The sequence below is a fragment of the Burkholderia sp. MSMB0856 genome (assembly GCF_001524645.2).
In the GTDB taxonomy this organism is placed as follows: domain Bacteria; phylum Pseudomonadota; class Gammaproteobacteria; order Burkholderiales; family Burkholderiaceae; genus Burkholderia; species Burkholderia diffusa.
Genome location: NZ_CP013426.1, coordinates 34,450 through 59,471, shown reverse-complemented (window position 1 = coordinate 59,471; position 25,022 = coordinate 34,450). Strand labels below are relative to the sequence as shown.

The 25,022-nt window shown below is 62.5% G+C and carries 9 protein-coding genes; all 9 read left to right on the top strand.

From position 1 onward, the window contains the following. Positions 1-21 precede the first annotated feature (21 nt). The 9 genes from WS87_RS00200 to tnpC all read left to right on the top strand — a co-directional run bounded on the left by WS87_RS00200 (position 22) and on the right by tnpC (position 24,587). Entirely contained in the window at positions 22-987 is a 966-nt protein-coding gene (locus tag WS87_RS00200; RefSeq protein ID WP_159085604.1) for a glycosyltransferase, read from the top strand. 341 nt (positions 988-1,328) lie between these two features. Beyond that, on the top strand, positions 1,329-1,547 hold the full coding sequence (locus WS87_RS33405) for a hypothetical protein (RefSeq protein WP_159085603.1): 219 nt from the start codon (positions 1,329-1,331) through the stop codon (positions 1,545-1,547). Positions 1,548-1,757: 210 nt separating this feature from the next. Beyond that, entirely contained in the window at positions 1,758-9,719 is a 7,962-nt protein-coding gene (locus WS87_RS00195; RefSeq protein WP_107937977.1) for a SpvB/TcaC N-terminal domain-containing protein, read from the top strand. 108 nt (positions 9,720-9,827) lie between these two features. Then, positions 9,828-20,255, top strand: a complete 10,428-nt coding sequence (locus WS87_RS00190; protein WP_107937976.1) for a neuraminidase-like domain-containing protein — start codon at positions 9,828-9,830, stop codon at positions 20,253-20,255. Next, positions 20,242-20,481: a hypothetical protein gene (locus WS87_RS00185; RefSeq protein WP_159085602.1), complete on the top strand. Its 240-nt coding sequence runs from the start codon at positions 20,242-20,244 to the stop codon at positions 20,479-20,481. The genes WS87_RS00190 and WS87_RS00185 overlap by 14 nt, the downstream gene beginning before the upstream one ends. A 396-nt stretch (positions 20,482-20,877) precedes the next feature. Next, a protein-coding gene (locus WS87_RS00180; protein ID WP_179952332.1) for an IS3 family transposase occupies positions 20,878-22,088 on the top strand; the annotation gives its coding sequence in 2 pieces (ribosomal slippage) (positions 20,878-21,193 and positions 21,193-22,088; 1,212 coding nt in all). Positions 22,089-22,121: 33 nt separating this feature from the next. Continuing rightward, positions 22,122-22,664 (top strand): transposase, encoded by a 543-nt coding sequence (locus tag WS87_RS00175; RefSeq protein ID WP_059531437.1) that lies wholly within the window; start codon positions 22,122-22,124, stop codon positions 22,662-22,664. Further along, positions 22,640-22,990 carry an IS66 family insertion sequence element accessory protein TnpB gene (tnpB, locus tag WS87_RS00170; protein WP_059531434.1) on the top strand — a complete coding sequence of 117 codons (351 nt, stop codon included), beginning with the start codon at positions 22,640-22,642 and terminating at the stop codon, positions 22,988-22,990. Before WS87_RS00175 ends, tnpB begins: the two co-directional genes overlap by 25 nt. Before the next feature lie 31 nt (positions 22,991-23,021). Further along, positions 23,022-24,587 (top strand): IS66 family transposase, encoded by a 1,566-nt coding sequence (gene tnpC / locus WS87_RS00165; RefSeq protein WP_059820731.1) that lies wholly within the window; start codon positions 23,022-23,024, stop codon positions 24,585-24,587. The last annotated feature ends 435 nt before the right edge of the window (positions 24,588-25,022 follow it).

Sequence of the window (25,022 nt, the reverse complement as noted above, 5' to 3'; positions counted from 1 at the left end):
TTATTTCACGTAACTCACGCAATGCTGACCGCCTGCCTGATCGTCCATAACGAAGCGCGCGTATTGGCGAGGTGCCTGACGTCCCTGATGCCATGGGTCGATGCATGCTGCGTCGTAGATAGCGGTTCCACCGACGAGACAGTCGATCTCGCGCGGCAATTCGGCGCCAGGGTGCAGGTGATGCCGGCGCTCGCGGACGCGCACGGAAGATTGATCGACTTTTCCGCAGCGCGCAATGCAGCGCTGGCGATGGCGCGCGACGGCTGGGTCCTGTCGATCGACGCCGACGAGGTGCTGGCGATACACGATCGCGCCGAGTGGCGTCGCTTGCTCGGCAAGCGCGATTTGCAGGCGATCGAACTGGTGATCCTGTCGGGCGGAACGCGCTGGTATGTTCCGAGAGTGTTCCAGAAGCAACCGTGGTCGACGTGGCACGGGCGGGTGCACGAATGGATCGCCTTGCGGGAGCCGACGTGCCGGACGGACTGCGCCACGCTGACCAACCAACCGGACAAGACGGGCAAGGAATCGGCCGTCGAGCGTGATCTGCGTCTTTGCACCGCGGCACTGCGCGACGATCCCGACGATTTGCGGACAGTGTTCTATCACGCGCGCGCCCTCAAGCTCGCAAAGCGCCATGCCGAGGCCATTCCCCTCTATGTGCGTTATTGGCGGCAGGCCGAGTTCCGGGGGGGACGGTACGCTGCCGCGTTGGGTGCCGCCACATGCGCGCTGTTGATACTCGAACTAGATGCGTCCCGCCGCTATGCGATGGCCGCGTATCGCCTCGATCCTGAGCTTGCCGAGGCGTGTTGCGTGCTGGGCGATGTCGCACTCGGCATGGGGCGCGCCGACCTTGCCATCGGTTGGTTCGAAAAAGCGCTGAACAAGCGGCTCCCCGGAATTGCGCAGGCGCTGTTCGTAGACGAGAGCTGTTACGGCCCCTACCCGCGCGAGCGTTTGCGCTGGATCCGCGAGCGCCTTTGAGCGCGATAGGGTGCGTCTGGACGCCAAAGCGCAGCACCCGTTTAAGGAAACGATGTCACGCGCCACATCGATCCAACGGAGCACGTGGGGATGGTGAGCCGCGGTTGTCATCGAACTGAATTCTCTGGTAACTGCTGCGGCAATCGACTATCTATATAGCATCCTGCGCCGCAAACTACATCGCCCGTGGCCGACGACGTCGGGCAGTTGACCGTTGATCTTGCCGAACACAGACAGGCACAGCATCAACCTCGCAAACTGGCCGGCGGTCTGCGAAGACCAACGCAGTAAGCGTAAGCGCGCTGCCCGCTCAGGACCAAACGACAGCATTCTCGGATTCCATGACAATCTCCTTGCAAGCGAAGGGAGATTGCGTGTACGCCTTTTCCAGCGGGCGCTATCCGACCCACAACGGTCATTGGAGTAAGCGCGAGGTCAACGGCGGTATTCAGGGGCTAAACAGTCACTCACCGCAAAGTGGCCGCCAAGCGTTCTTGGCCATACTTGCCGATCGCGTCATGAAAGAACGAAAGAAGAGCGGTGTAACCGAACAATCCTGACAATCAGGTGTGCTTTTCGTGTCATGGTTTCATCACCCGGATTGCGAGTGCTAGCTCCTTGCTAGAAGCGGCATTCCTCAACTATAAATGGACAACATTCCTCGAACACTATCCGTTGCCCATTTGCCTTTGACAGGGATATAACCCAGTCGCACGTATCGTCGATGGCCTTAGCGCCACAAAAACATAGACGACTGTAAAGGTGGGATCGTGGCCAATCTTCAGGGGCGAAGTGAAGACGACGGGCATGCGACAGCCAACGCCCCCGGTGTCGGCACGCCTACACTAACGCTTCCCAAGGGCGGTGGCGCCATCCGCGGCATTGGCGAGAAGTTCGCCGCCAATCCGGTGACCGGGACGGGATCGATGACGGTGCCGATCGCTACCAGCCCGGGCCGTTCCGGTTTCGGGCCTCAACTATCACTCTCTTACGACTCCGGCGCCGGGAATGGCCCGTTCGGCTTCGGCTGGAGTCTTTCCCTGCCGTCAGTCACGCGCAAGACCGACAAGGGATTGCCGCAGTATTGCGACGCTGTCGATTCGGACGTTTTCATCGTTTCTGGCGCGGAAGATCTGGTGCCTGTCCTTGTTCAGGATGCCAACGGTAAATGGGTGCGAGAAGTGCTTCCACCCAGAACGGTAAATGGCCAGATCTTCCGCATCCGTCGCTACCGACCGCGCATCGAGGGCCTGTTTGCGCACATCGAGCGATGGACAAACACGACCGACGCGACCGATGTGTTCTGGCGGTCCATCACTCATGACAACATCACCGCTTGGTACGGGAAGACGGCCGATAGCCGTATTGCGGATCCTGCAGACCCAAGCCGCATCTTCAGTTGGCTGATCTGCCAAAGTCACGATGAAAAGGGCAACGTCGTCGTCTACGGCTACAAGGCGGAGGACTCGGCAAAAGTTTTCGAGGATCCGGCCGGGACCAACCCGCCCAAGGCCCACGAACGTAACCGCACCCATCGGTCCCGTTCAGCGCAGCGTTATCCGAAGCGCATTCGTTACGGCAATCGCTCTCCCTACTTTCCAGAATTGAAGGCCGACGCGGCCTGGCCGGAACCTCCGGACGCCGGCGCGCCTGACGCCAGCGATGCGTGGCACTTCGAGGTTGTCTTCGACTACGGCGAACACGACGCCAAAGCGCCGGCCCCCCACGACGCAGGGCATTGGCCCTCACGACCGGATCCGTTCTCGTCCTACCGCGCAGGGTTTGAGGTTCGTACCTATCGGCTCTGCCGGCGCGTCCTGATGTTCCACCATTTTCCAGGCGAAGTCGGCGTCGAGCGGAATTGCCTCGTGCGCTCGACCGACTTCACTTACCCGGACGAAGTCAACGCCACCGATGCCCTCAATCCCGTCTACACTTTTCTGGAAGCCGTCGCGCAGACCGGCTACCGCCGCGACAATGGCAGCTACGACAGTCGCAGCCTGCCGCCGGTACAGTTCGAATACAGCAAGCCCACCGTGCAGGAGACCGTCGAGGAAGTCGATCCGTCGAGTCTCGACAATCTCCCCGTTGGCTTAAACGGCAGCATCTACCGATGGACTGATCTGCACGGCGAAGGTATCCCCGGCATCCTCACCGAGCAGGCCGATGCCTGGTTTTACAAGCGCAACCTGAGCCCGCTGACCAGCACGGCGGCGTTCGCGCCGCTCGAAAACGTCGCGCTCAAGCCCAATGTGGCCCTGAGCAGCGGGGCGGACTTCATGGACCTCGCGGGCGACGGCCAGCCCGACGTCGTTGTCATGGACGGTCCCGTCCCCGGCTTGTACGAGCATGACGACGCAGAGGGCTGGCAGCCCTTCCGCCCGTTCACCTCGCGCCCGAACCTCGACCCGCGCGACCCGAACCTCAAGTTCGTCGATCTGGACGGCGATGGCCGCGCCGACGTGCTCATCACCGAAGACGACGCCTTCGTCTGGCATGCGTCGCTCGCCGACGAGGGCTTCGGCCCCGCCCGCCGCGTTGCACAGGAACTGGACGAGGAAAGAGGCCCGCGCATCGTCTTCTCCGACGGCACCGAGTCCATCTACCTGGCCGACCTCTCCGGCGACGGCCTCACCGACATCTGCCGCATTCGCAACGGCGAAGCCTGCTACTGGCCCAACCTGGGCTATGGCCGTTTCGGCGCCAAGGTCACGATGGACAACGCGCCCCGGTTCGACAACCCGGACCAGTTCGACCACGCGCGTATCCACCTGGCCGACATCGACGGCAGCGGCACCACCGACATCATCTATCTCCACCGCGACGGCGTGCGTCTGTACTTCAACCAGTCCGGCAACGGCTGGAGCCAGCCGCACACGCTGAAGGTGTTTCCACGCATCGATGACCTCGCAAGCATCGTCCCGACCGACCTGCTCGGCAACGGCACCGCCTGCCTGGTCTGGTCCTCCCCGTTGCCGGGCGATGCGCGACGGCAGATGCGCTACGTCAACCTGATGGGTGGCCTCAAGGCCCATCTGCTGGTCAAGACCGTCAACAATCTTGGCGCGGAAACGCGCGTCGCTTACGCCCCCTCGACCAGGTTCTACCTGCAGGACAAGCGCGACGGCAAACCGTGGATCACCCGGCTGCCCTTCCCGGTGCACGTGGTCGAGCGCGTGGAAACCTACGACCACATCAGCCGTAACCACTTCGCCACGCGCTACGCCTACCACCATGGCTATTTCGACGGTGTGGAGCGCGAGTTCCGCGGCTTCGGCATGGTGGAGCAATGGGACACGGAACAGTTCGCGGCCGTCGCCGACGGCAGCGTTCTGGCAGACAACGTCGCCGCTGCATCGCATGTGCCGCCAGTGCACACCAAGACCTGGTTCCATACTGGCGTCTACCTCGGTTGGGAACGCCTCTCGCGCCACTTCGAAAGCGAGTATTTCCGTGAGCCCGGACTGACCGTCGAAGCCGCGCGGCCGCTCTTGCTCGATGACTCCACTGCCCCGGCGGACCTGACGCCGGACGAAGAGCGCGAGGCTTGCCGTGCGCTCAAAGGCTCCATGCTGCGCCAGGAGGTCTATGCCGACGACGCGGATCACCCGGGCGCGACGCCGCAACAGATCCAGCGCGCCCGCACGCCCTATACCGTCACCGAGCAGAACTTCACCGTCCGCACCCTGCAGAAACGCGGCGCGAACCTCTACGCGGTCTTTTTCAGCCATGTGAACGAGGCGCTGAGTTATCACTACGAGCGCAATCCAGCAGATCCGCGCATCCAGCACGCACTGACCCTGGAAGTCGATGACTTCGGCAACGTACTCAAGCAGGCCGCGATCGGCTACGGGCGCCGGATCTCGCCGCTGTGGACGCAATGGGATCGCGACCGCCAGACAACGGCGCTGCTCACCTACACGGAGAGCCGCGTCACCAACGCCATCGGATCGTCCGACGCCCATCGCAATCCGCTGTCCTGCGAGGCGATTACTTTCGAGCTGACGGGCTACACGGCCACCGGCCCGGCCGGTCGCTACCGGGCCGCCGATTTCGTCGAGCCCGATCCCGCCGCTCCCGGCCGCCTGCGTCACACGTTCACCACCCCGGAAGTCGGTTACGAGGCCACTGCCGCCGGGAGTCGGCGCCGTCGCCCCATCGAAGGGCGACGCACGCTTTATCGGCGCGACGACCTCAGCGGCCTCCTGCCGCTTGGTGAGCTGCAATCGCGCGCCTTGCCCGGCGAAAGCTACAAGCTTGCCTTCACTGACGGCTTGCTCGACCAGATCTTCCAGCGTCCACGCCAGGGGCAGGCCGACGAGCCTCTGCTGCCGGATCCCGAGGCGGTGCTGGGTGGCCAGGCCGGCAACCGGGGCGGTTATCTGCGAAGCCGGATTCTCAAGGCGGATGGCCGCTTCCCGGCGAGCGATGCGGATGATCGCTGGTGGGTGCCCTCGGGGCAATCCTTCTACAGCGCGAATCCCGACGACAGTGCCGCTACCGAACTGGCGCAGGCCCGGCACCACTTCTTCTTGGCGCGCCGCCACCGCGACCCGTTCGGCCAGCACGCCTTCGTCGACTTCGACGCCCACGACCTGTTGATGACGGAGACTCGCGATGCCCTTGGCAACCGCGTGACCGTCTACGCCAACGACTATCGCGTCCTGCAGCCGCGTCTGGTCAGCGATCCGAACCGGAACCGCACCGAAGTCGCGTTCGATACGCTGGGCATGGTGGTGGGCACCGCGGTCATGGGCAAACCGGCGCCCGCGCAGGTGGAAGGCGACACGCTCGCCGGCTTCGTTGCACACCTCACGCAAGCGCAGCTCGACGGCTTCTTCGATGCGGACGATCCGCATGCCGCCGCCGTGGGGCTGCTGAACGATGCGACCTCGCGCATCGTCTACGACCTGGACCGCTTCCGCCGTACTCGCCAGGCCAACCCCGACAATCCGGATAAGTGGCAGCCGGCCTGCGCCGCCACGCTCGCCCGCGAAACGCATGTCAGCGCACCGCTGCCACCGCGGGGCCTGAAGATCCAGCTCAGCTTTTCGTACTCCGACGGTTTCGGCCGTGAGATCCAGAAGAAGATCCAGGCCGAACCCGGTCCGGTGCCCCAGCGTGACGCGACCGGCAGGATCGTCGTCGGCGCGGATGGTCAGCCCGTGACGACACCGGATGACGCGAGCCCGCGCTGGGTTGGCAGTGGCTGGACGGTTTTCAACAACAAGGGCAAGCCGGTTCGCCAGTTCGAGCCCTTCTTCACCGACACCCACCGCTTCGAGTTCGCGGTCAGCATCGGCGTCAGCCCGGTGCTGTTCTACGACCCGGCCGAGCGCGTCATCGCCACGCTGCACCCGAACCACACCTATGAGAAGGTGGTGTTCGACCCGTGGCAGCAGACCACCTACGACGTCAACGACACGTGCGCGCCGCGCAACGCGCAGACCGGCGACCCGCGCACCGACGCCGACATCAGCGGCTACGTCGCCGAATACTTCACGACCCAACCGGCCACTTGGCAGACCTGGCGCGCGCAGCGAATGGGCGGTGCCATGGGCGTGAACGAACGCAACGCCGCCTTGCGCGCCGAAGCGCATGCCGACACACCTCACACCGTTCATTTCGATGTCCTGGGCCGCGCCTTCCTGACCGTGGCGCGCAACCGCGTCGTTTGCCCCGGCCACGACCTCGACGGCAGCGAAGAAAGTTTCGCCACCCGCATCGAGCTCGACATCGAAGGCAACCAGCGCGCCGTACGCGATGCCATCCAGCAGGCCGGCGACGCGCTCGGCCGCATCGTCATGTGCTGCGCCTACGACATGCTGAGTCACCGCATCCACCAGCTCAGCATGGAGGCCGGTGCACGCTGGATACTCAACGACGTGGCCGGCAAGCCCCTCCGCGCCTGGGACAGCCGCGGCCATGGCTTCACCACCCGCTACGACGCGCTGCGCCGCCCGACCGAGCAAACCGTGCGCGGCACGACCGGCGAGTCCGACCCACGCACGCTCAACCGCGAGATCCTGGTCGACAGGATCGAGTACGGCGAGACACTGCCGAACGCCGAAGTGCTCAACCTGCGCACCCGCATCTATCGGCACTCCGATTCCGCGGGCGTGGCAATCAACGCGCGGCTCGATGTCAATGGCAATCCGACCCAGGCGTTCGACTTCAAGGGCAACCTGCTGCGCAGCACGCGGCAACTGGTCAGCGATTACATCGCCATCCCCGACTGGCTGCTGAATCCCAAGCTGGACGATGAATGCTTCGAGGGCAGCACCTGCTACGACGCACTCGACCGCCCGGTCCAGTCCATCCCGCCGCACAGCAGTCTGGGACGCGGCCAGTTCAACGTCATCCAGCCGGTGTTCAACGAGGCCAACCTGCTGGAACGGGTGGACGTGTGGCTGGAGCGCGCCGCAGAACCCGGCGAGCTACTGGACACCGCCAACGAAGCCCCATCGCCGGTCGGCGTCGCCAACATCGACTACGACGCCAAAGGCCAGCGCCAGCGCATCGACTACAAGAACGGCACCAGCACCTTCCATCGCTACGACCCGCTCACCTTCCGACTCGATCAACTGCTGACCAGCCGCCAAGCGGCGGACTTCCCCGGCGACGATCCGCGGCCGCCCGTTGCCGGCTGGCCGGGCAAGCAAGTGCAGAAGCTGCACTACACCTACGACCCGATCGGCAACATCACCCACATCCAGGACGACGCGCAGCAGACGATTTACTTCAGGAACAAGCGCGTCGAGCCGAGCAACGACTACGTCTATGACGCCCTGTACCGGCTGATCCAGGCCACTGGCCGCGAACACCTGGGCCGGGGCGGCACCCCCATCGCGCATTCGCACAATGACGCCGGCCGCGTGGGCCTGGTCAGTGCCGACGCGGCGGGGCGCTTCGCCCCCAACGACGGCAACGCCATGGGTACGTACATCGAGCGCTACGTGTACGACGCCGTCGGCAACTTCCTGCAGATGCAGCACCGCGGCAGCGGTGCGGCAAATGCGGGCTGGACGCGCGCCTACGACTACCTTGATCCAAGCCTGATCGAGGACGGTAGCGGCGGCGCGCTGCTCAAGGCCGGCAACCGCCTGACCCGCACGACGCTGAACCCGGCAGGCAACACGCCGCAGCCGGAAAGCTATATGCACGATGCCCACGGCAACATGCTGCGCATGCCGCACCTGGGCGGCGGCCTGCCTGGGCCGAATCTGCACTGGGACTACAGGGACCAGTTGCGGCAGGCCGATCTGGGAGGGGGCGGCACGGCCTGCTACGTGCATGACGCCTCTGGCCGGCGCGTGCGCAAGGTGTGGGAGAAGGCGCCGGGTCTCACCGAAGAGCGCATCTACCTCGGCGGCTTCGAGATCTTCCGCAGGCACGGCGGTTCCATCGGGATCCACACAGCCACGCTGGAGCGCACGACGCTGCACGTGATGGACGACAAGCAGCGCATTGCGTTGGTGGAGACGCGCACGCTCGAAACGGCGGGCGACGACCGGGCGCCACGACAACTCATTCGCTACCAGTTCGGCAATCACCTTGGATCGAGTTGCGTGGAACTGGACGAGCAGGCGCAGATCATCTCTTACGAGGAATACGCGCCCTACGGCAGTTCGACTTATCAGGCGGTGCGCAGCCAGACCGAGACGGCGAAGCGGTATCGGTATACGGGCAAGGAGCGGGATGAGGAGAGCGGGTTGTATTACCACGGGGCGAGGTATTACGCGCCGTGGCTCGGGCGATGGACGGCCTGCGATCCGGCAGGCGAGGAGGAAGGTCCCAACCTCTACCAATACTGCTTCGATAATCCGGAGGGCTTCGTCGATCCTGACGGCCAGAGCGGCAAAAAACTCGCCATCGTCATGCACAACGAATCCAGGCCGGCGGGAAAGGAACTCCCCAAACCCAAGGAGCCCGTCAAGCCTCAAAAGGCGAAGATCAAGGCTCCCGGAAAGAATGCTTCGGATAAAGAGAAGGCGAAATACGAAAAAGACAAGAGTAAAGCCGAGAAAGATTTCTCGGAAGGAATGAAGGCGTATGAAGCAGCGAAAAAGAAATACGCCACCGATTTGAAAGAATACAAAGCAAACCAGAAGGAGTGGAGTGCTTATCATAAGTCGCAAAATGAGTTTGAAGCGTCTGAGAAGGCGCTGAAAGCCGCAGGCTATGACGTCGTGAAAGTCGATTCCGGCAAAGCGTTGCTCGAGGCACTCCAGAACGCTGGGGCGATCAAGGAACTCGTGATTCTGCACCATGGCACCCCCTGGGGACCGGGCGGCGAAGGACCTGGCACCGGCCTATTCACCGACAAGCCGCCCCCCGGTGCCACGTTCGACGCCAAGCGTGGGGCCAAACTATCGGACCTGAAAAAAATGATCGACGACAAGAAGATCGTGTTCGATGAGGCCGCAACGATTGTCCTGGCAGGGTGCAGAACCGCTGGCGGTAAAGAAGGTACGCATGTCGGTCAGTCCACCTGGACCGGACCGATCGAGGATACCTTTGCTTATCGGCTCGCGAAAATTACCGGCCTCGAAGTATTCGGCAGCAAAGGTGTCACATCATACGGCAACGACCAGCGACACTCGACGCCGTTGCGCTATAGCGCCATTAGCTGGCATCGATTTACGCAACAGGGAAACTCAATCAAGACAGAAGATTTGAAAGGAAAATATTTGAATGTCGTGACGCGAAAAACGAGCAATTCCCCCCCCTGATGCGGCGCCGGGAAAGTTAACGCATGTGAGCCGCAACTGCTGAGCAATGTCGACTTCGACGAAACAAAACTCCGGGCGACAGCTCGAGTCGTGCCGAGGAGATAGACCATGCCGCAAATACTCGTGATCCGGCTCCACCCGGACACACCCATCGGTGGCGCGCGTTTCAGCGATTTTCTGACCGGCCTGAAAATCTCGGCCTTCGATCTGAGCGTTGGCGATCCCAAAGTGGGCCAGCATATCGGTGATGCCGCCTTCGTGGCGCCGGCCGCGCCACCGATCCCCGACCCGGGCACGACCATCGTCCAGCATTACACGCCGCCGATTCCACCGCTGCCTCTCACGATTTACGCCGAATCCGAAGCAACGGCGGTGATCCCGATCACGCTGCCCGCCGGATACAAGGAATACGTGACGCCCGACGTCCGGCTCGAAATCAGCCGCGGTGGCACGAAGATCGCGAGCAGGCTCGTCTACTATGACGTCAACGTCGTGACCGTCGGCGCGTTGCCAGCGCCGGCAACGTATCCTGCCATCCCGGCCAGCGAGGTCGGGATCTATCTGCCCCTCCCTCGCCCGCTGTCGCCCGGTCTCGCCCAGATCGATTTGAGCCAGGGGCAGGCACCCGATTTCGAATCGCTCAAGGCCGCCGTGCAAACGGTGTTGGCTGCGGATCAGGGGCCCGTGCCCGCCATCACCGACATCACGCCCGCCCAGGCGACGCATATCGCCAATGAAATCATCTGGGGCCCGCAAGATTCGCTACCGGCGGCACCTGCAAGTGGTACGACCGGATTCGACGATCTCGGCGCGTTATATACCAATCCCCCGAACGACGGCACGATCGGCAACCAGCTCGAACAGAACCGGCAGCAGTTCGAAGGCAACCTGAACAGCTATTACGCGACGCATAACGCCAACGTCGATCGGCTGGCTCGCTACACGTTCGCACTCGGTTGCGCGATGGCCTGTGAAAAGATGAGCATCGACGCCGAGATGGCGTTGATGGTCTTTCCGGTCAACCCCGGTGTACCGAGTCCAACCACATCGATCAGCAGAGCCGATGTCGTGCTGGTCCAAAGCGGCGGCGGTGCCCTTGCGCCCGCATTCAAAGTACCGGCCGAGTATTTCTATGCGCTCGGCGTCATGCTGCCCTTGCAGATGTCGGCGAAGCAGCGATATCAACTCGCATGCCGCGACAACGAGGAACGTACGCTGCCTGCGCTGACGTCGGCAGTCGATGCCGGCACGATCAGCGATTCGCTTGCCGTCAATCCGGCACAGGCGGCCCGGCGGATTGCGGCACTCGTGCCCGGCGTGCAATACGACGCGACCGCGCCGCACTGCGAAGTCGATGCCACGCTCGCGCCGCTCGTCAATGACTGGCTTGCGTATCCGTCTGCAGCCAACTGGCGCGACTATCACCCCGGCGACGATACCGTCGGGTTCTGGACACCGGAACTCGCCGCGCAGCCGAATGCCTATCTCTCGCTCGACCTCGCGGCGGTGACGAACGACCACCAGCCGTTGATCGCCGCGATTCGCGCCATTCCCGTGACGAGCGTGAGCCAACTGTCGCTGATGTCGGTCACGGACTGGAACAATCTGTTCGGCGTGCCGCCCAACATCGTGCTGCTGCCGCCCTTCACTGCGCCGGGAACGGCTAAAGCGCGCGTGGCGGCATTCATTCGCCACGTCCAGAAATTCTTCGCGGTCGGTTTCGGGATCGCGACAATACCGTCCGCCGCCGCGCCCGCCGCACCGCTGCTCGATTTGCCCACGGTCGACGTCATCGCCGACTGGGTCGGCGCTTATCAGGCGCTGGTGGGCGGCACCTTTTCCTTCGGCGCGGGCGCACTCGTGGATGCGAACGTGACCGCTGCCGCGCAAACGGCGTTGCCCGGCGACCCATCAGCGCAGGCGTGGCTCGTTCAGCGCGTCACGGCGTTGAACGCGTTGTGTCAACTGGCCGGCGTTGCATCGAATGTGATGCCGCCCGTGCCGAGCCTGGCGTTTTCCATCGCCGAAGCGTTGTATGCGCGCGGCTTCACCAGCGCGATGGACATCAACCGGCTGGACCAGACGGATTTTTCCGATGCGATGCGCGGGACCGTCGCGTTCGATCAGGCCAATGCAATCTGGAACGCGGCAGGCGGCGTCAATCCTCCCGCGTCGCCGCCACCCGGCCCATTCCAGCCGGTGAATCCCGGCGGATTGGAGAACTGCGTGCCGCCGTGCTACCTGTCGCCCACGGGCACAGTCGAGTATTTGCATGAACTGCTGCGGCTTTCGGAGAATTCGACTTGCGCGACGCCCGCTGCGCCGCCCGATCCAGGCAGGCTGACGCTCGAAGAGGCAATGGCCGCCCGCCGCAGTGACCCGGGCTTGCTGGACGTGAGCGCGGCAAACGCAATGACGCCGCTGCCGCTCGTCGACATCGTCATCGAGCAACTCGAAAACCTGGTTGCGCCACCGGCTTCCGGCAGCGTCTACAACACGACCGAACATCACCTGAACGATCATAAGCTGTGCTCCGCCGACGAGTGCGCCGACGTGGTCGAGAATACGGACAAATGCCACTCGCCGGCCAGTTTGTTTCGTGCGTTGTCCGAGTTCGATTCGCCGGCCACGCCGGTTGCAAACCGGGCGGCGTATGACGCGCTGAAAACCGATTTTTCGTCACCCGCGCTACCGTATGCGCAGCCTCTCGATGTCGACCGCGCGTACCTCGATGCGCTTTCATCGTGCCGTTTTGCGGCGATGCGCGGCTTCAGAAAGGAGATCACCGAATTCGCACTCGACCCGACCGTCGTTGCGCCGTCGTTTCAAAGCCATTTATGGCGATACCCGGTAAAGATCGATATCGGCATCGAGTATCTCGGCATCAATCCCGAAGAGTATGCGCTTCTGTTCACCCACGACATCGCGCTCGTACCGACGCCAGGCCAACTGGTGCTGTATGAGTTGTACGGCTTCCCCGTGGCGAACCCGGGGGGCTTCAATTGGGTCGACGTCGTACTGCGGTTGCCTGAATTTCTGAAGCGCACGGGCCTCACTTATTGCGAACTCGTCGAGCTGCAAAAGTCGAACTGCTTCCGGTTTGCCGTTGTGCAGCAGCAAAGGCAGCGTGATACCAACGCGCCTGCCGGAACGGATGCGACGGGCGCGGGCGATAACTCAGGAATGCTACACGTTTGCGAGCCTTGTTGCCCCGAGCATTACCGGATCGTTTTCCAGGACCTCAAGAATCCTCTCGATGCGTTGAGGTTTCTCGCGGTATATCTGCGATTGTGGCGCAAGCTTGGGGCCGTATGCGGAGCGCGCTACACGTTCACCCAGCTTTGCGATATCTGCGAGGTGCTTCAGCTTTTCATCGGCGGCAGCATCAACCCCGATTTCATCCGTCAACTGGTATCGTTCCAGATTCTGCGCGACCAGTTCAGCCTGCGTCTGACCGATGGCACGGTAACGAAAGGGACACATGGCGCGGACAGGACGCATCTGCTCGCGCTATGGGCGGCCCCCCCGGCGGCGAAGTGGAACTGGGCAGTGCGCCAGCTTGTCGATCGAGTCATGCGCTATGCCCAGACACGCATCGACCATTGCCCGAAACGGCCGCCCCATTTCATCAACCTGTTGGTCGAAAACCTCGATCCACTGTCGGAACTGGCCGGATTCTCGACGACCGTCGCGAAGGACAGTTGGCATGCCGTCCCGACCCATACGCTGCGGTTTGCCGAAGTCCTCGCGAAAATCACCGCCTCGCGGTTCGGCATCGGCGAACTGCTGTACTTGTTTTCGGTGGAGCCGCATCTTGACGGCGACGATCCGTTCCCGCTGCAGGATGCCAACGAATCGCTCGACCATCCCTTCGATCTGCCCGAGGAAGCGTCGCGACAGCACCACGCGCGTAACGAGGAAGGTGCGCAGGGCCACAGCCTGGATGCGCTGCGCAAGAAGCTGCTGGCAGTCGCCGTCGACGAAAGCGAGATTCACGACTGGACGTGGCACCGGATCGAAAGCGCCATGAAGATGGAGTTCGGTTATGCCGTGCCGCCCGGCGGCACCGATTACCTGACGTCGCTCGGCAAGCACTTCTTCCCCCGCACGCTGGAGCGCGCTGGTGTGGCCGTCGGGGCGACGGATCGGCAATACCGCGCGCCGTTGACGACGGCATCGCCCGACATGTGGAATACGCCGGCGGAAGGTCCATTCAGATTCGATGCGGCGACCAACGAGCTCTACACGCAGCTTCCACTGACCGATCACGCCGTGATCGAAAAACTCGTGCACGTCCGCGACCTCACGCTGGACGAGCAACACGCGGTGCAGAACCTGTTTGCGATGCCGCGCGTCGACCTCGCGCCGTTTGCGATGTTGTTCCCTGACTTCGCAGCGGCGGAAAAACATCTGATTGCCGAGCACGATGAAGAAAGGCGCTGGCACTGGTTTCGAGAGCGGTTTGCGCTGATGGTCAAGCGCTGCCATGTGATTGCCGCGCATCTGGTTGGCCATGTTGGTGCTGTCGCGAGCGCTTCGCTCTGTGGTTGCACCGACGCGCCGTTGCCGCACGAAACGCAAACGGCATGGCTGATTCTGCGGCACCTCTTCGGCGACGAGAACCGCGGTTTGACTTCGTGGGAAAACGATTCGGGTGCGATACCCGATGTCATGTGGAAGCCGTTGCCGTCTGGCGGGGCGTTTGCGGCGCTGCTGGGACTCGTCGGCACAGGATTGATGGGCGAGTTTCACACCAGAGGCGGTGAGCTCGTCTGGCGCGAGCTCCGCGCGAACATGCGGGCATTCGATACGGAGAAAAACGAGAAGAACGCGCCATTGCCTACGATTCTGCCGGCTCTCGAGTTGAGCCTTTCTCCCGAGCAACTGAAGCTCTTCGGCGTGCGAAACGGTTTCGCGATTCAGAACCGCCGCGGCACCGAGCTCGGCGGCGCTGCCGGCTTTCATGTCAAGTGGCATGGCGTTCTGATGGTCGACGAGGAAGGCCGCTACCACTTCGAAGCTGACGTACCGTGCGGGAACGCTGGCAAGGAGAAGGGCGAAGGCGGCGAAGACGAGCGCGAATGCATTCCGGAACGCCGCTGGCGAGTCACCTTGAGCCGCGGGCAGAAGACGTGGGCGGTCCTGTCACATCATTGGAAAGACGAATCCGGCGAAAGCGATTCGACACTGAATTTGAAGTCGGGTGCATACAACCTCGAAGTCGAATTTTTCCAAAACGAACCGCAGTTTGCGGGCGAAGACGATGTGCGTCCGTTGCATACTGGCTTCGAAGTCAAGTATTCGGGCGCCGATACGCATGGGCAGCTCGTGGTGCTGCCGCTCGACAAGCTCTTTTGCGCGAGCAAGGACGAACAGCTCATCGGCAAAATGAGCTTTCCGAAAGGCAGCAGCGTTGCCGAGTACCTGTACCTGAGATACACGAGTACGCTGCGCGACATACGGCGTACTTACCAACGCGCGTTCAAGGCGCTGCTTTTCGCGCATCGTTTCGCGCTCACGGGCCATCCAACGAAGCCGTTCGAGCAGTCCGAGCTAGGCTATATGTTCGCGCATGCGGACTTGTTCGCGGGCGTCAGCTATTACCGCAATCCGGGTTTTGTCAGGCACGCCGCCAATTTCGACATGAACCTGCTGCCGCTCCTCGACTACTATCAACCACCGGTAGCGAGCCAGGATCAACGCACCCTTCCGAGCAGCCAGCGCAAGCAGGCGCTGTTCGATTGGTGGGAGCGTATGTTCGATTATTCGCGAATGCGTGGGACCTCGGACGAAAGGGAAAACGAGAGCGGAAAGAAGACGTGGGCGCACGCAAGACCCGTCTGGCTGTTGTTCGAGGAAGCGGCTGAGAAGCAGCCCGACAACCCCGCTCAACTGCTGCGCCATCTCGACGTCGACCTGGAGCACGCACCCTGTGTGCTGTCGTATTTCTCGACGCAGGCGACACCCGTGTACAAGATCGTCAGCGACGACCTCAAGGACGATCGATGGGCCGTCAGAGTCTGGCATGCCAACCACTGGATCGATGAACTTATCGATCGTTGTCCGCCGAACGACATTCGTCTCGCGCGGCCGGACTTATGGGCATCGGACGACCCTGGCGCTCTGGTGCCCGGTGAAGCGCAAACCGGCAATGTCAATTTGGTGCGGCTTTTCGAAAACGCGATGATCGAGCCCGACGAACCCGATCTGCGCCGCTACGACGATCTGCGAAAGATCAACGATTGCCTGCGCGAGCATGCCCGAGCGCATTTGCTCGCGTATTTGTGCGGAATGAATCGGGTACCGCTGCCGTGGGGGGGCCACGCGAAGTCACCTGAAGCGTTGAGCGCCCTACTCCTCATTGACGTCGAAGCCGGCTTCTGCGAAAGGGCCAGCCGTATCGAAGAAGGAATCACGGCGGTGCAGACGTTCGTGCAGCGCGCGCGGCTGGGGTTGGAGGACTGGGCGATCGGACCGTCGTTCCTGAGTCTGTGGAAGAACGAGTTTGCCAGCTACAAGGTCTGGGAGCGGTGCCGCTGCAGAACGCTCTACCGAGAGAACTGGATCGCGTGGGACGAGCTGAGAAAGGCGCGCAGAATCGAAGCATTCCAGTTCCTCGAAGATCAATTGCGCCGCTCGACGCTGCCGTTGGCTGCACCCGGCGGCCTCGAATACTGGGCGGCGTCGCTGCCGCCATCGCATCCGGCGGTCGAGTTGCTGCAACGGTGCACGCCTTCCGCGCTGCGCTTGCTGACGCCGCCGAGGGAAGGGCTCGGCGTGCTGGGGACACCCGAGCGTGATGCCCGGCCCTCGTGGCTCGCGCCTGACTCCGGTACGCCTCAAGGGACACCCCAAGGCCCGAACAATCCACCATCGCCCACCATCGCTCGCGTCGCGGACACTAGTGCTGCGAGCGTGGTCGTCGCGACGTCGGCCTCGAGCGCATCACCTGCAGCCGCGTCCGACAAGCCGCCGTTCTGGATCGAGGCGGCCATCCGTCTCGGCGTGCGCTTCATCCGCGTGGCCGCCGGTGGCGTGCCGCCTGCGGCGGCGGCGTTCGTTCCGAGCGACTTTCATGCCGAACCGGGTTGCTGCACCGAATGCGGCTGCGTGCATCCGCCACTCGTCGACGAATACTATTTCTGGCTCGTGCCCGCGCAGACATTCGAGGAGCCGTTCCAGGACGAGTATTACGACCCATCGGAACAAATCTCCCACGACTGGCACGACCCGCAGAAGATCCCGACGCTGCTCGACTGGAAGCCGGAATCGGCCGTGCGGCTTGCGTGGTGCCGAGTGCATAACGGCGAATTCAAGCAGCCGCGCCATTCCAGTGGACTGGTCAAGCTGTCTACCGGCGCGACGCCTGACCTGACCTACGTCGGGAGGCTGGACGACTCGCTGACTTTCGCTGTAACCGGCGGCATTGCGCCCACGCCCCTCGGCTACAACGGCACGGACGCTCCGGGCTTCCGCTATGACATGGCGGTGGACACGTGCGTGACGCTGCCGCTCGTGGAGGATCCGACGCCCGTCGCGAGTCCCTACCCCGCGGGGTTGCCGGCCTATCCCTATTTTGTTTTCGTCGAGCCCGGCGAGCGGCTTTTCATCGAATCGATGTTCAGTCCGTCGATCGCAATTGCCGATGTGCTGCGCTGCCATTGTCATTTCGAACCGGCGCTGAAGTGGTACGAGCTCGTGCGCAATCCTCTGCAATCCGACAACATGTGGGTGCATTGCAGCGCGGGCAGCCAGCCGGGCGGCGGCACCGTCGGAACGGTCGAGGTGGCCGGGCCGCCGGCCGACGTTGCGGTGGCGGAGCAGCCGCCGGCGACGCATTTGCCCTCGCCCGACAGCGTGGATGTGCCTGGCCGTGGACGTGCGCCACTCGACATGTGCTGCGACAGCACGAACATCTCGGCACAGACTGCGCGCGATCGGGCGATCGTGCTCGCTTATGCCGAAACGCTCGTCGAATGGGCGCGCGCGCTGATGCGGAAGAACTCGCGCGAGTCGGCGCAAGAGGCCCGGCTGATCCTCGACACAGCTTCGGCCATTCTCGGTCCCTGCCCACCGACCGTGCACAATCCGTCAAGGCCGAACAAGCGGACCGTGGCGACGTTCGTGCCATTGAACCCGCCGCTCAATCCGCGGCTGATGCAGTTGTATGGCCATGTTCGGGACGGCCTTTCGCTCGTGCATCGGTGCCTGAGCGACAAGCGGCTGCGCAACCCGGATGTGGCGGGTACGTGCGGTTCGCCGTACTGGGGGCAGGACCCATGCTGCTGCGATCCGGCATCCCACCGGCCGTGCGACGAACCCGTTTGTTGCGAGGATGGCGCCTGGTGTCACCCGCTCACGCAGTATCGCTTCGTCGTGTTGATGCAGAAAGCACGGGAATGCGTGGGTCGCCTGCGCGAAATGGGCACGGCACTGCTGGGCGCATTCGAACGCGGCGACGGCGAGTATCTGGCGCAGATGCACTCGCGGCACGAGACAGAGCTGGCCGACATGACGGTCGATATCCGGCAGCAGCAATGGCGCGAGGCGGACTGGCAGGTGCAGGCGCTGCGCAAGGGCAAGGAAGTGCAGCAGACGAACCGCCGGTACACCAAGCGACTGATCGATGTCGGCTTGATCAATGGGGAGCTCGACTATCAGGACAATATGAACAACGAGATCGGGCTGCGCAGCACGGCAACCGAGATCGAGGCCGTGGCGGAGGCAATGGAGCTGATTCCGGACCTTTTCGTCGGCTTCCCATGCGAAGAAACCTGGCTTCCGCTCGGCACCAAGCTCGCCGGCATGTTCAAGACGATCGCTCGCATTACGAACGAGATCGGCGAGATCGCCGGCCTCAATGCGCAGCTCGATCTGACGCAGGCAGGCTGGCAGCGCAGGCTTGACGAGTGGGTGCATCAGGTGGAGGTCCTTGATCTGGAAATCGAACAGATGGAGATCCAGATCCTCGCCGCAGAGAGAAAGGCCCACGAGACCTTGCTCGAATTGAATCTGCACCAGCAGTCGCTCGAGCAATCGCGCGAAAGGCTGAACCTCTTGCGCGACAAGTTTACGAGTCACGAGCTATGGCTATACCTGCAGAAGGAAGGCATGGCCATGTACTGGCAAATGTACGAGCTGGCGCAGCATGCCGTGCAGCAGGCACAGCGGGCATTCAATTTCGAGCTCGGTTTTACCGGTCGCAATTACCTGCCCTGCGAAAGCTGGAACGGCCTGCAAGAGGGCTTGCTCGCGGGAGACAAACTGCAACTCGCGCTCGACCGGATGGAAAAGGAATATCTGCAATGCCATCAGCGCGAGTACGAACTCACGAAGCACGTGTCGCTCGCGCTGCATTTCCCATTGGAGTTCCTGCAACTCAGATTGACCGGCTACTGCGAAATCGAGATACCCGAGTGGATGTTCGACATGGACTATCCGGGGCAGTATATGCGACGCCTCAAAAGCGTCAGCGTGACGATACCGTGTGTCACCGGACCCTATACGGGCGTGCATTGCAAGCTGACGCTCCTGCATAGCTGGACGCGGATCGACCCGTGTCTACCCTGCCCCGTGACGCATTGCTGCAATGACCAGCCGAAGGGCGCCTGCGGCTGCCGTCATCCGTTGCACGAGCATTACGAGGCGGGATGCTGCGATCCACGCGGCGTGAAGCTGTATGGTGCGCGCGAAGCGATTGCGACGTCGAGCGGCCGCAACGATGCGGGGTTGTTCGAATTGAATTTCCACGACGATCGGCATTTGCCATTCGAATATGCCGGCGCCGTCAGCTGCTGGCGCATCGAACTGCCGCAGGAGGGCAACTACTTCGATCTCGATACGGTGGCCGACACGGTACTGCACCTGAACTATACGTCACGCGAAGGCGGCACGGCATTGCGCGATGCGGCTCGCACGGCCATTCGGGAAAGGCTGCCCGGCAATGGATGGATCTATCTCGACGTGCATCGCGACTTTCCCGATGTGTGGGAGCAGCTGCGTCGCTCGCGCAGTGCGATGCAGGACGGCGTGCGGAGGAGCAGCGTCGACGACGAGCATCCGGGAGGCCTCATGACGCTGCCTATCTCAAGGAGGCTGTTTCCGTACTTGCCAGGTGATCCGTCGATCAAAGTCACCAAGGTGGCCGTGCTCTTCGACAGCAGTCATTGCTGCGAGCAGGAGTGTCCGCACATCGACGAGTGCCCTTGCGCGCATGAATTGAAGCGCGGCAGCCACCTCGTCGAAGTGACCGTCGACCACCCGGACAGCGAATGTTCGCCGGACGAGCTCGAAATCGAATGCAAGAGCAGCGTCGATTGGCCGGGGCTGTATCACGGCAGCGGAGAGCTTCGCATCGCTCCGCTCGACAACTGCCATCCGGGCCATACGATGACGTTAAACTTTGCCGATCGCATTTGCGGGCTGGAGCGGGTTTTCGTGCTGTGCCGTTACGAAGTCATCGAACGTTGCTGCGAGACCGTGCGGCCGAGTTCGTCTTTCGACGTGCATGAGGGAGGCTGCCATGACTGCGCGTAAGCCGACTGCGCAAACCCAAGGGGGGAAGGTGGAGCCCCACACCCAAGACTCCACTGAATCGGACCGCAAGAAGAATGGGAAATATCAGTTTGTCACAGGCGCGACGTTGGTCGCGCTTGAGGATCGGGTCAATCAGCTGATCGACGAACATCCAAATTTGACGCTGAAGCAAGTATTGTTTGCGCAGGGAACCGGGTTCGTGGCCGTGCTCGAGCGGTCGGCGTAAGGCGCGCGTACCGTTCCTGTACTCCGTAATCGGTCGAAAAACCGCGCGTCCGATCGCCCTGCGAGCTGTTGCCTTGCCCATTCGTGAGGTCAGACGGAATTCGTGGAGGCCAACGGGTTAAGCTGCGATCTGTTTTCCTATCGAACTGCGCCGTTCTCGCAGTGACCACACCGCAACGACCACGGCCATCGCACAACACGGCCGATTTTCGGGGGGATCCTCGCGCAGCGTTAGAATAGCGCCGCTTCTCATGGGAGACGATAATGTCCTGGTTTGTTTATGAGGTACCCGAATAGGGGGCCTGGAGCGGCCCCACGTATCTGAGGACACGAGGACTCTCTTAAAATAAGGGATAGTCTTGTGCCTATCAGTAAGCCTAGTCATTACGTGGAAAGTATCGAAATTCTGACCGAGCCGGAGCGCCGTCGTCGGCGCACGGCGCAGGAAAAAATCGCCATCGTGCAGGAAACACTGGAGCCGGGGGCTTCGGTGTCGGCCGTAGCACGCCGGCACGGCGTCAACGCCAACCAGGTGTTCGGCTGGCGCAAGCAATACCAGGAAGGCAGTCTGGCGGCGGTGAAGGCAGGTGAATCTGTTGTGCCCGCATCTGAGCTGGCCGCCGCCATCAAGGAAATCAAGGAACTGCAACGACTACTCGGGAAGAAGACGTTGGAGGTCGAAATCCTGAAAGAAGCCGTGGATTGGGGCCGGTCAAAAAACCTGATTGCGCGCTCGCCCTTGCTGCCAGGGGACGACCGATGAAGACGGTCTGCGAAGTTCTCGGCGTGGCGCGCTCTGCCGTGGTGGTGAAGCGGACTCGTTCGTCTGACTGGTGCGATGGCCGCCGTGTCCGCCCGACTGACGATACCGGGTTGGTCGAGGAAATTCGGGGGCATGTAGCGCACCTGCCGACCTACGGTTATCGGCGTATCTGGGCGCTGCTGCGCCGTAGTCGAGAGCAGACTGGCGCACCGTGCGTCAACGCCAAGCGCGTGTATCGGGTTATGCGTGAGCACCAGTTGCTGCTGCGCCGCCCCGGCGTGCGGCGAGACAAGCGGCGCCATGACGGTCGCGTTGCTGTGGACCGAAGCAACACCCGCTGGTGCTCCGATGGCTTTGAGTTCCGGTGCGACGACGGCACGCCGCTGCGCGTAACGTTCGCGCTGGACTGCTGCGACCGGGAGGCGATTAGTTGGGCGGCGACGACCGGCGGACATAGCGGTGATGTAGTGCGCGACGTGATGCTGGCAGCCGTCGAGCAGCGCTTCGGCGCCACGCAGGCCGCGCAGCCCATTGAATGGCTCTCGGACAACGGCTCGGCCTACATCGACCACCGCACACGCAGCTTCGCTCGAGAACTGGGCCTTGAGCCGCTGACCACGCCGGTGCGTTCGCCCCAGAGCAATGGCATGGCCGAATCGTTCGTGAAGACCATGAAGCACAATTACGTCGCCTATATGGACAAGCCTGACGCACCAACGGCGCTCTCACGTCTGGCTATTGCGTTTGAACACTACAATGAGTGTCACCCGCATAAAGCCCTGAAATACCGCTCGCCTCGCGAGTTCAGGCGTGCTGCGGTGTCATCAACCGTAAGCCGTCAATAAACGACGCCCTACCAATGGTAGGCAGAAGGTCAGATGCTAAGTGTCCGCGTGGACACATGCACTCAGACCGTGATGACAGAGAAACAGGACCTTCGAAGCAGACTGGTGGTTGGCCGCAGACGGGATGGCCGGCGGGAATTTGATGAAGATGCCGTGCGGGAGCTGGTCGAGTTTTGCCTGAGGCCGGGGGTATCGATCGCCCGGGCGGCCATGGACCATGACGTTAATCCGAACCAGTTGCGTCGCTGGATCTCGCGCCATCAGCAGCATACGCTGCAAACCCCGACGAGGCCGGACCCGCTGGTGATCGACGGCGTATCGATCGACATTCCGGGCACTGCACATCGGGTTCCAATGAGTGAAGCGCGAGCATTCGTTCCTGTCGTCACGACTGCGTCGACTGTGCCTGCCGCTTCCCCAGTATTGCCACCAGCCCCGTCGTTGATGGCGCTCTCGTTACATGTGCGCTTGTCCAATGGTGTCGAATTCGATCTCGGCGAGGCGAGTGTCGATGAGCTGGCCACGGTGATCCAGATGCTCGGGAGGCTGCCGTGTTCCGGTTCGACGAAGGGCTGAAGGTCTACCTGCATCGCGATCCCGTCGACTTCCGCATGGGCATCAACGGGCTGTCGATCCTGGTCGAACAGGCGATGCGCCTGAACTCAATGACCTCGGCGCTGTTCGTCTTCGGCAACCGCCGTCGTGATCGAGTCAAGATCCTCGGCTGGGGCGGCAACGGCTTCTGGTTGCTGCTCAAGCGACTCGAAGCCGACCGCTTCGTCTGGCCGAACGGCGGCGACACGATCACGCTCAGCACTGAGCAGTTGCACTGGCTGCTCGACGGCATCGACCTGGCCGTGATCCAGAAGCATCCCCAGCGATATTACGCGCGGATGAGCTGAACACTACGCAGATGGCATGGTCTAATCGGCCATGCCGAATAGCCCCGTCATGTTGAGCGCGGAGGAATACGAAGCGCTGATTGCCGCGAGCGCCGAACGCGACGCGCTGCGCGGTGAGCTTCGACTCGTGACGGCCCAGCGCGATCTGGCCGAAGAGAAGCTGCGGGCCTACAAGCACGAACTGTTCGGTGCCTCTAGCGAGGCGCGCCATGCCGACCAACTCGGCCTGTTCAACGAAGCTGAAGCATTGGCCACCACTACCGATGCGCCCGCGCGCGAGGACGCGCCCGGCACGTCTGTCGCCGCCCACACGCGAGGCAAGCGCGGACGCAAACCACTCGATCCGAACTTGCCGCGCGAGGTCGTGCGGCACGAACTACCCGAGTCTGAACGATTCTGCGCGCATGATGGCCAGGCTCTCGTCGAGATCGGCGTCGAGACGAGCGAACAGCTTGACGTGATTCCCGAGCAGGTCCGCGTCGTTCAGCACCAGCGCGTCAAGTACGCGTGCCCGTGCTGTGATCTCGGCATCAAGGTCACGCCGGCGCCAGCGCGTATCATCCCGCGCGGGTTGCTCACGGAATCCGCGCTGGCGTGGATCATCACTGGCAAGTACCAGTACGGTATGCCACTGTATCGCCAAGCCACGCTGCTGCGTCGCTTCGGCGGCGACATCTCGTCCAACACGCTGGCCGCCAGCGTGGTGCGGGTGGGACTGGCCACGCAGCCGGTGATCAACCTGATGCGCGACGCGCTGCTCGAGTCGGACCTGATCTACGGCGACGAGACAACGTTCCAGGTGCTGAAGGAACCGGGACGAAGGCCGCAGGCGAAGAGTTACCTGTGGGCGCAGGTCAACGGCTCGGGGCCACCAGTACGGATGTTCTCGTACTCGCCGGGGCGCGGCGCCCAGCATGCGCAGAAGCTCTATGCTGGCGTGCAGCCTGGCACCGTGCTGATGACTGACGGGTACGAGCTCTACAACGGAATCGCCCACGATCACCAGCTCGTGCATCTCGGATGCTGGGCACACGTGCGCCGCAGCTTCATCAAGGCCGAGGAGTCGGTGCCGAAGGCGGCACGCTCGCCGGATCTGCTGGCCACGCGCTTCGTCGTGCTGATCGGCAAGCTGTTCGCGGCCGAGGTGCGCAGCGCGAAGTGGAAGTCTGAACGTCGGCAACGACTGCGCGCTCGGTACAGCGCCCGCGTGCTCGCCATCATCGAGCGCATGCTGGTTGAGCATCTGCCGGGCGTCGTGCCGTCGAGTCTGCTCGGCAAGGCATTGCAGTACATGAGCGGACAGTGGCCCAAGCTGGTCCGATACGTCGGTAACGGCAACTGGCCGATCTCGAACAACCTGTGCGAGAACGCGATCCGGCCGTTCGTCGTCGGCCGCAAGGGCTGGCTGTTCTCCGATACTGTCGCTGGCGCGCAGGCCAGCGCCAACCTGTACTCCCTCGTCGAGACGTGCAAGGCGAACGGCGTCGAGCCGTATCGCTATCTGGTCTGGCTGTTCACCAGGTTGCCGCTCGCCGCAACCGCCGACGACTATGCCGCCCTCATGCCATGGAGCATGCCTGCCACTCCCAACCTCTGATGGGCGTCGTTAAAAGACCGCATACGATTTCATAGGGGCCCGCAGCGAATCAGGCTGCAACAAGGCCGAATGTAGAGCTGCAGCCCATCCTGTTTTTCGGAGACTCGAAAGTCCGACGCAAAGGGGGGCGTTCATGTAGACAAATTTAATTCGGACATATGCGAATTGACGACTTTATTTTGGCGAGACCGTCAATAATGTCGTCAACTCACACGCCACATGCCTTGAACCGCAGGGATTCTGGAGTGACAGAATTAATTTGCTCTACGCCTCAAGCAAGTAACGATTCAGGTCGACCACGACCGGGGGAAAAGGTTGTGATCTCATCAAGTGAGCAAGAAATCGCGAGGCTCATTAAGCGGGTTGACATGCTGAACTGAGTTCAACAGCCTGAGCGGACACATCCGTGCGGCCGCCCAGTATCCGCCCGAAATT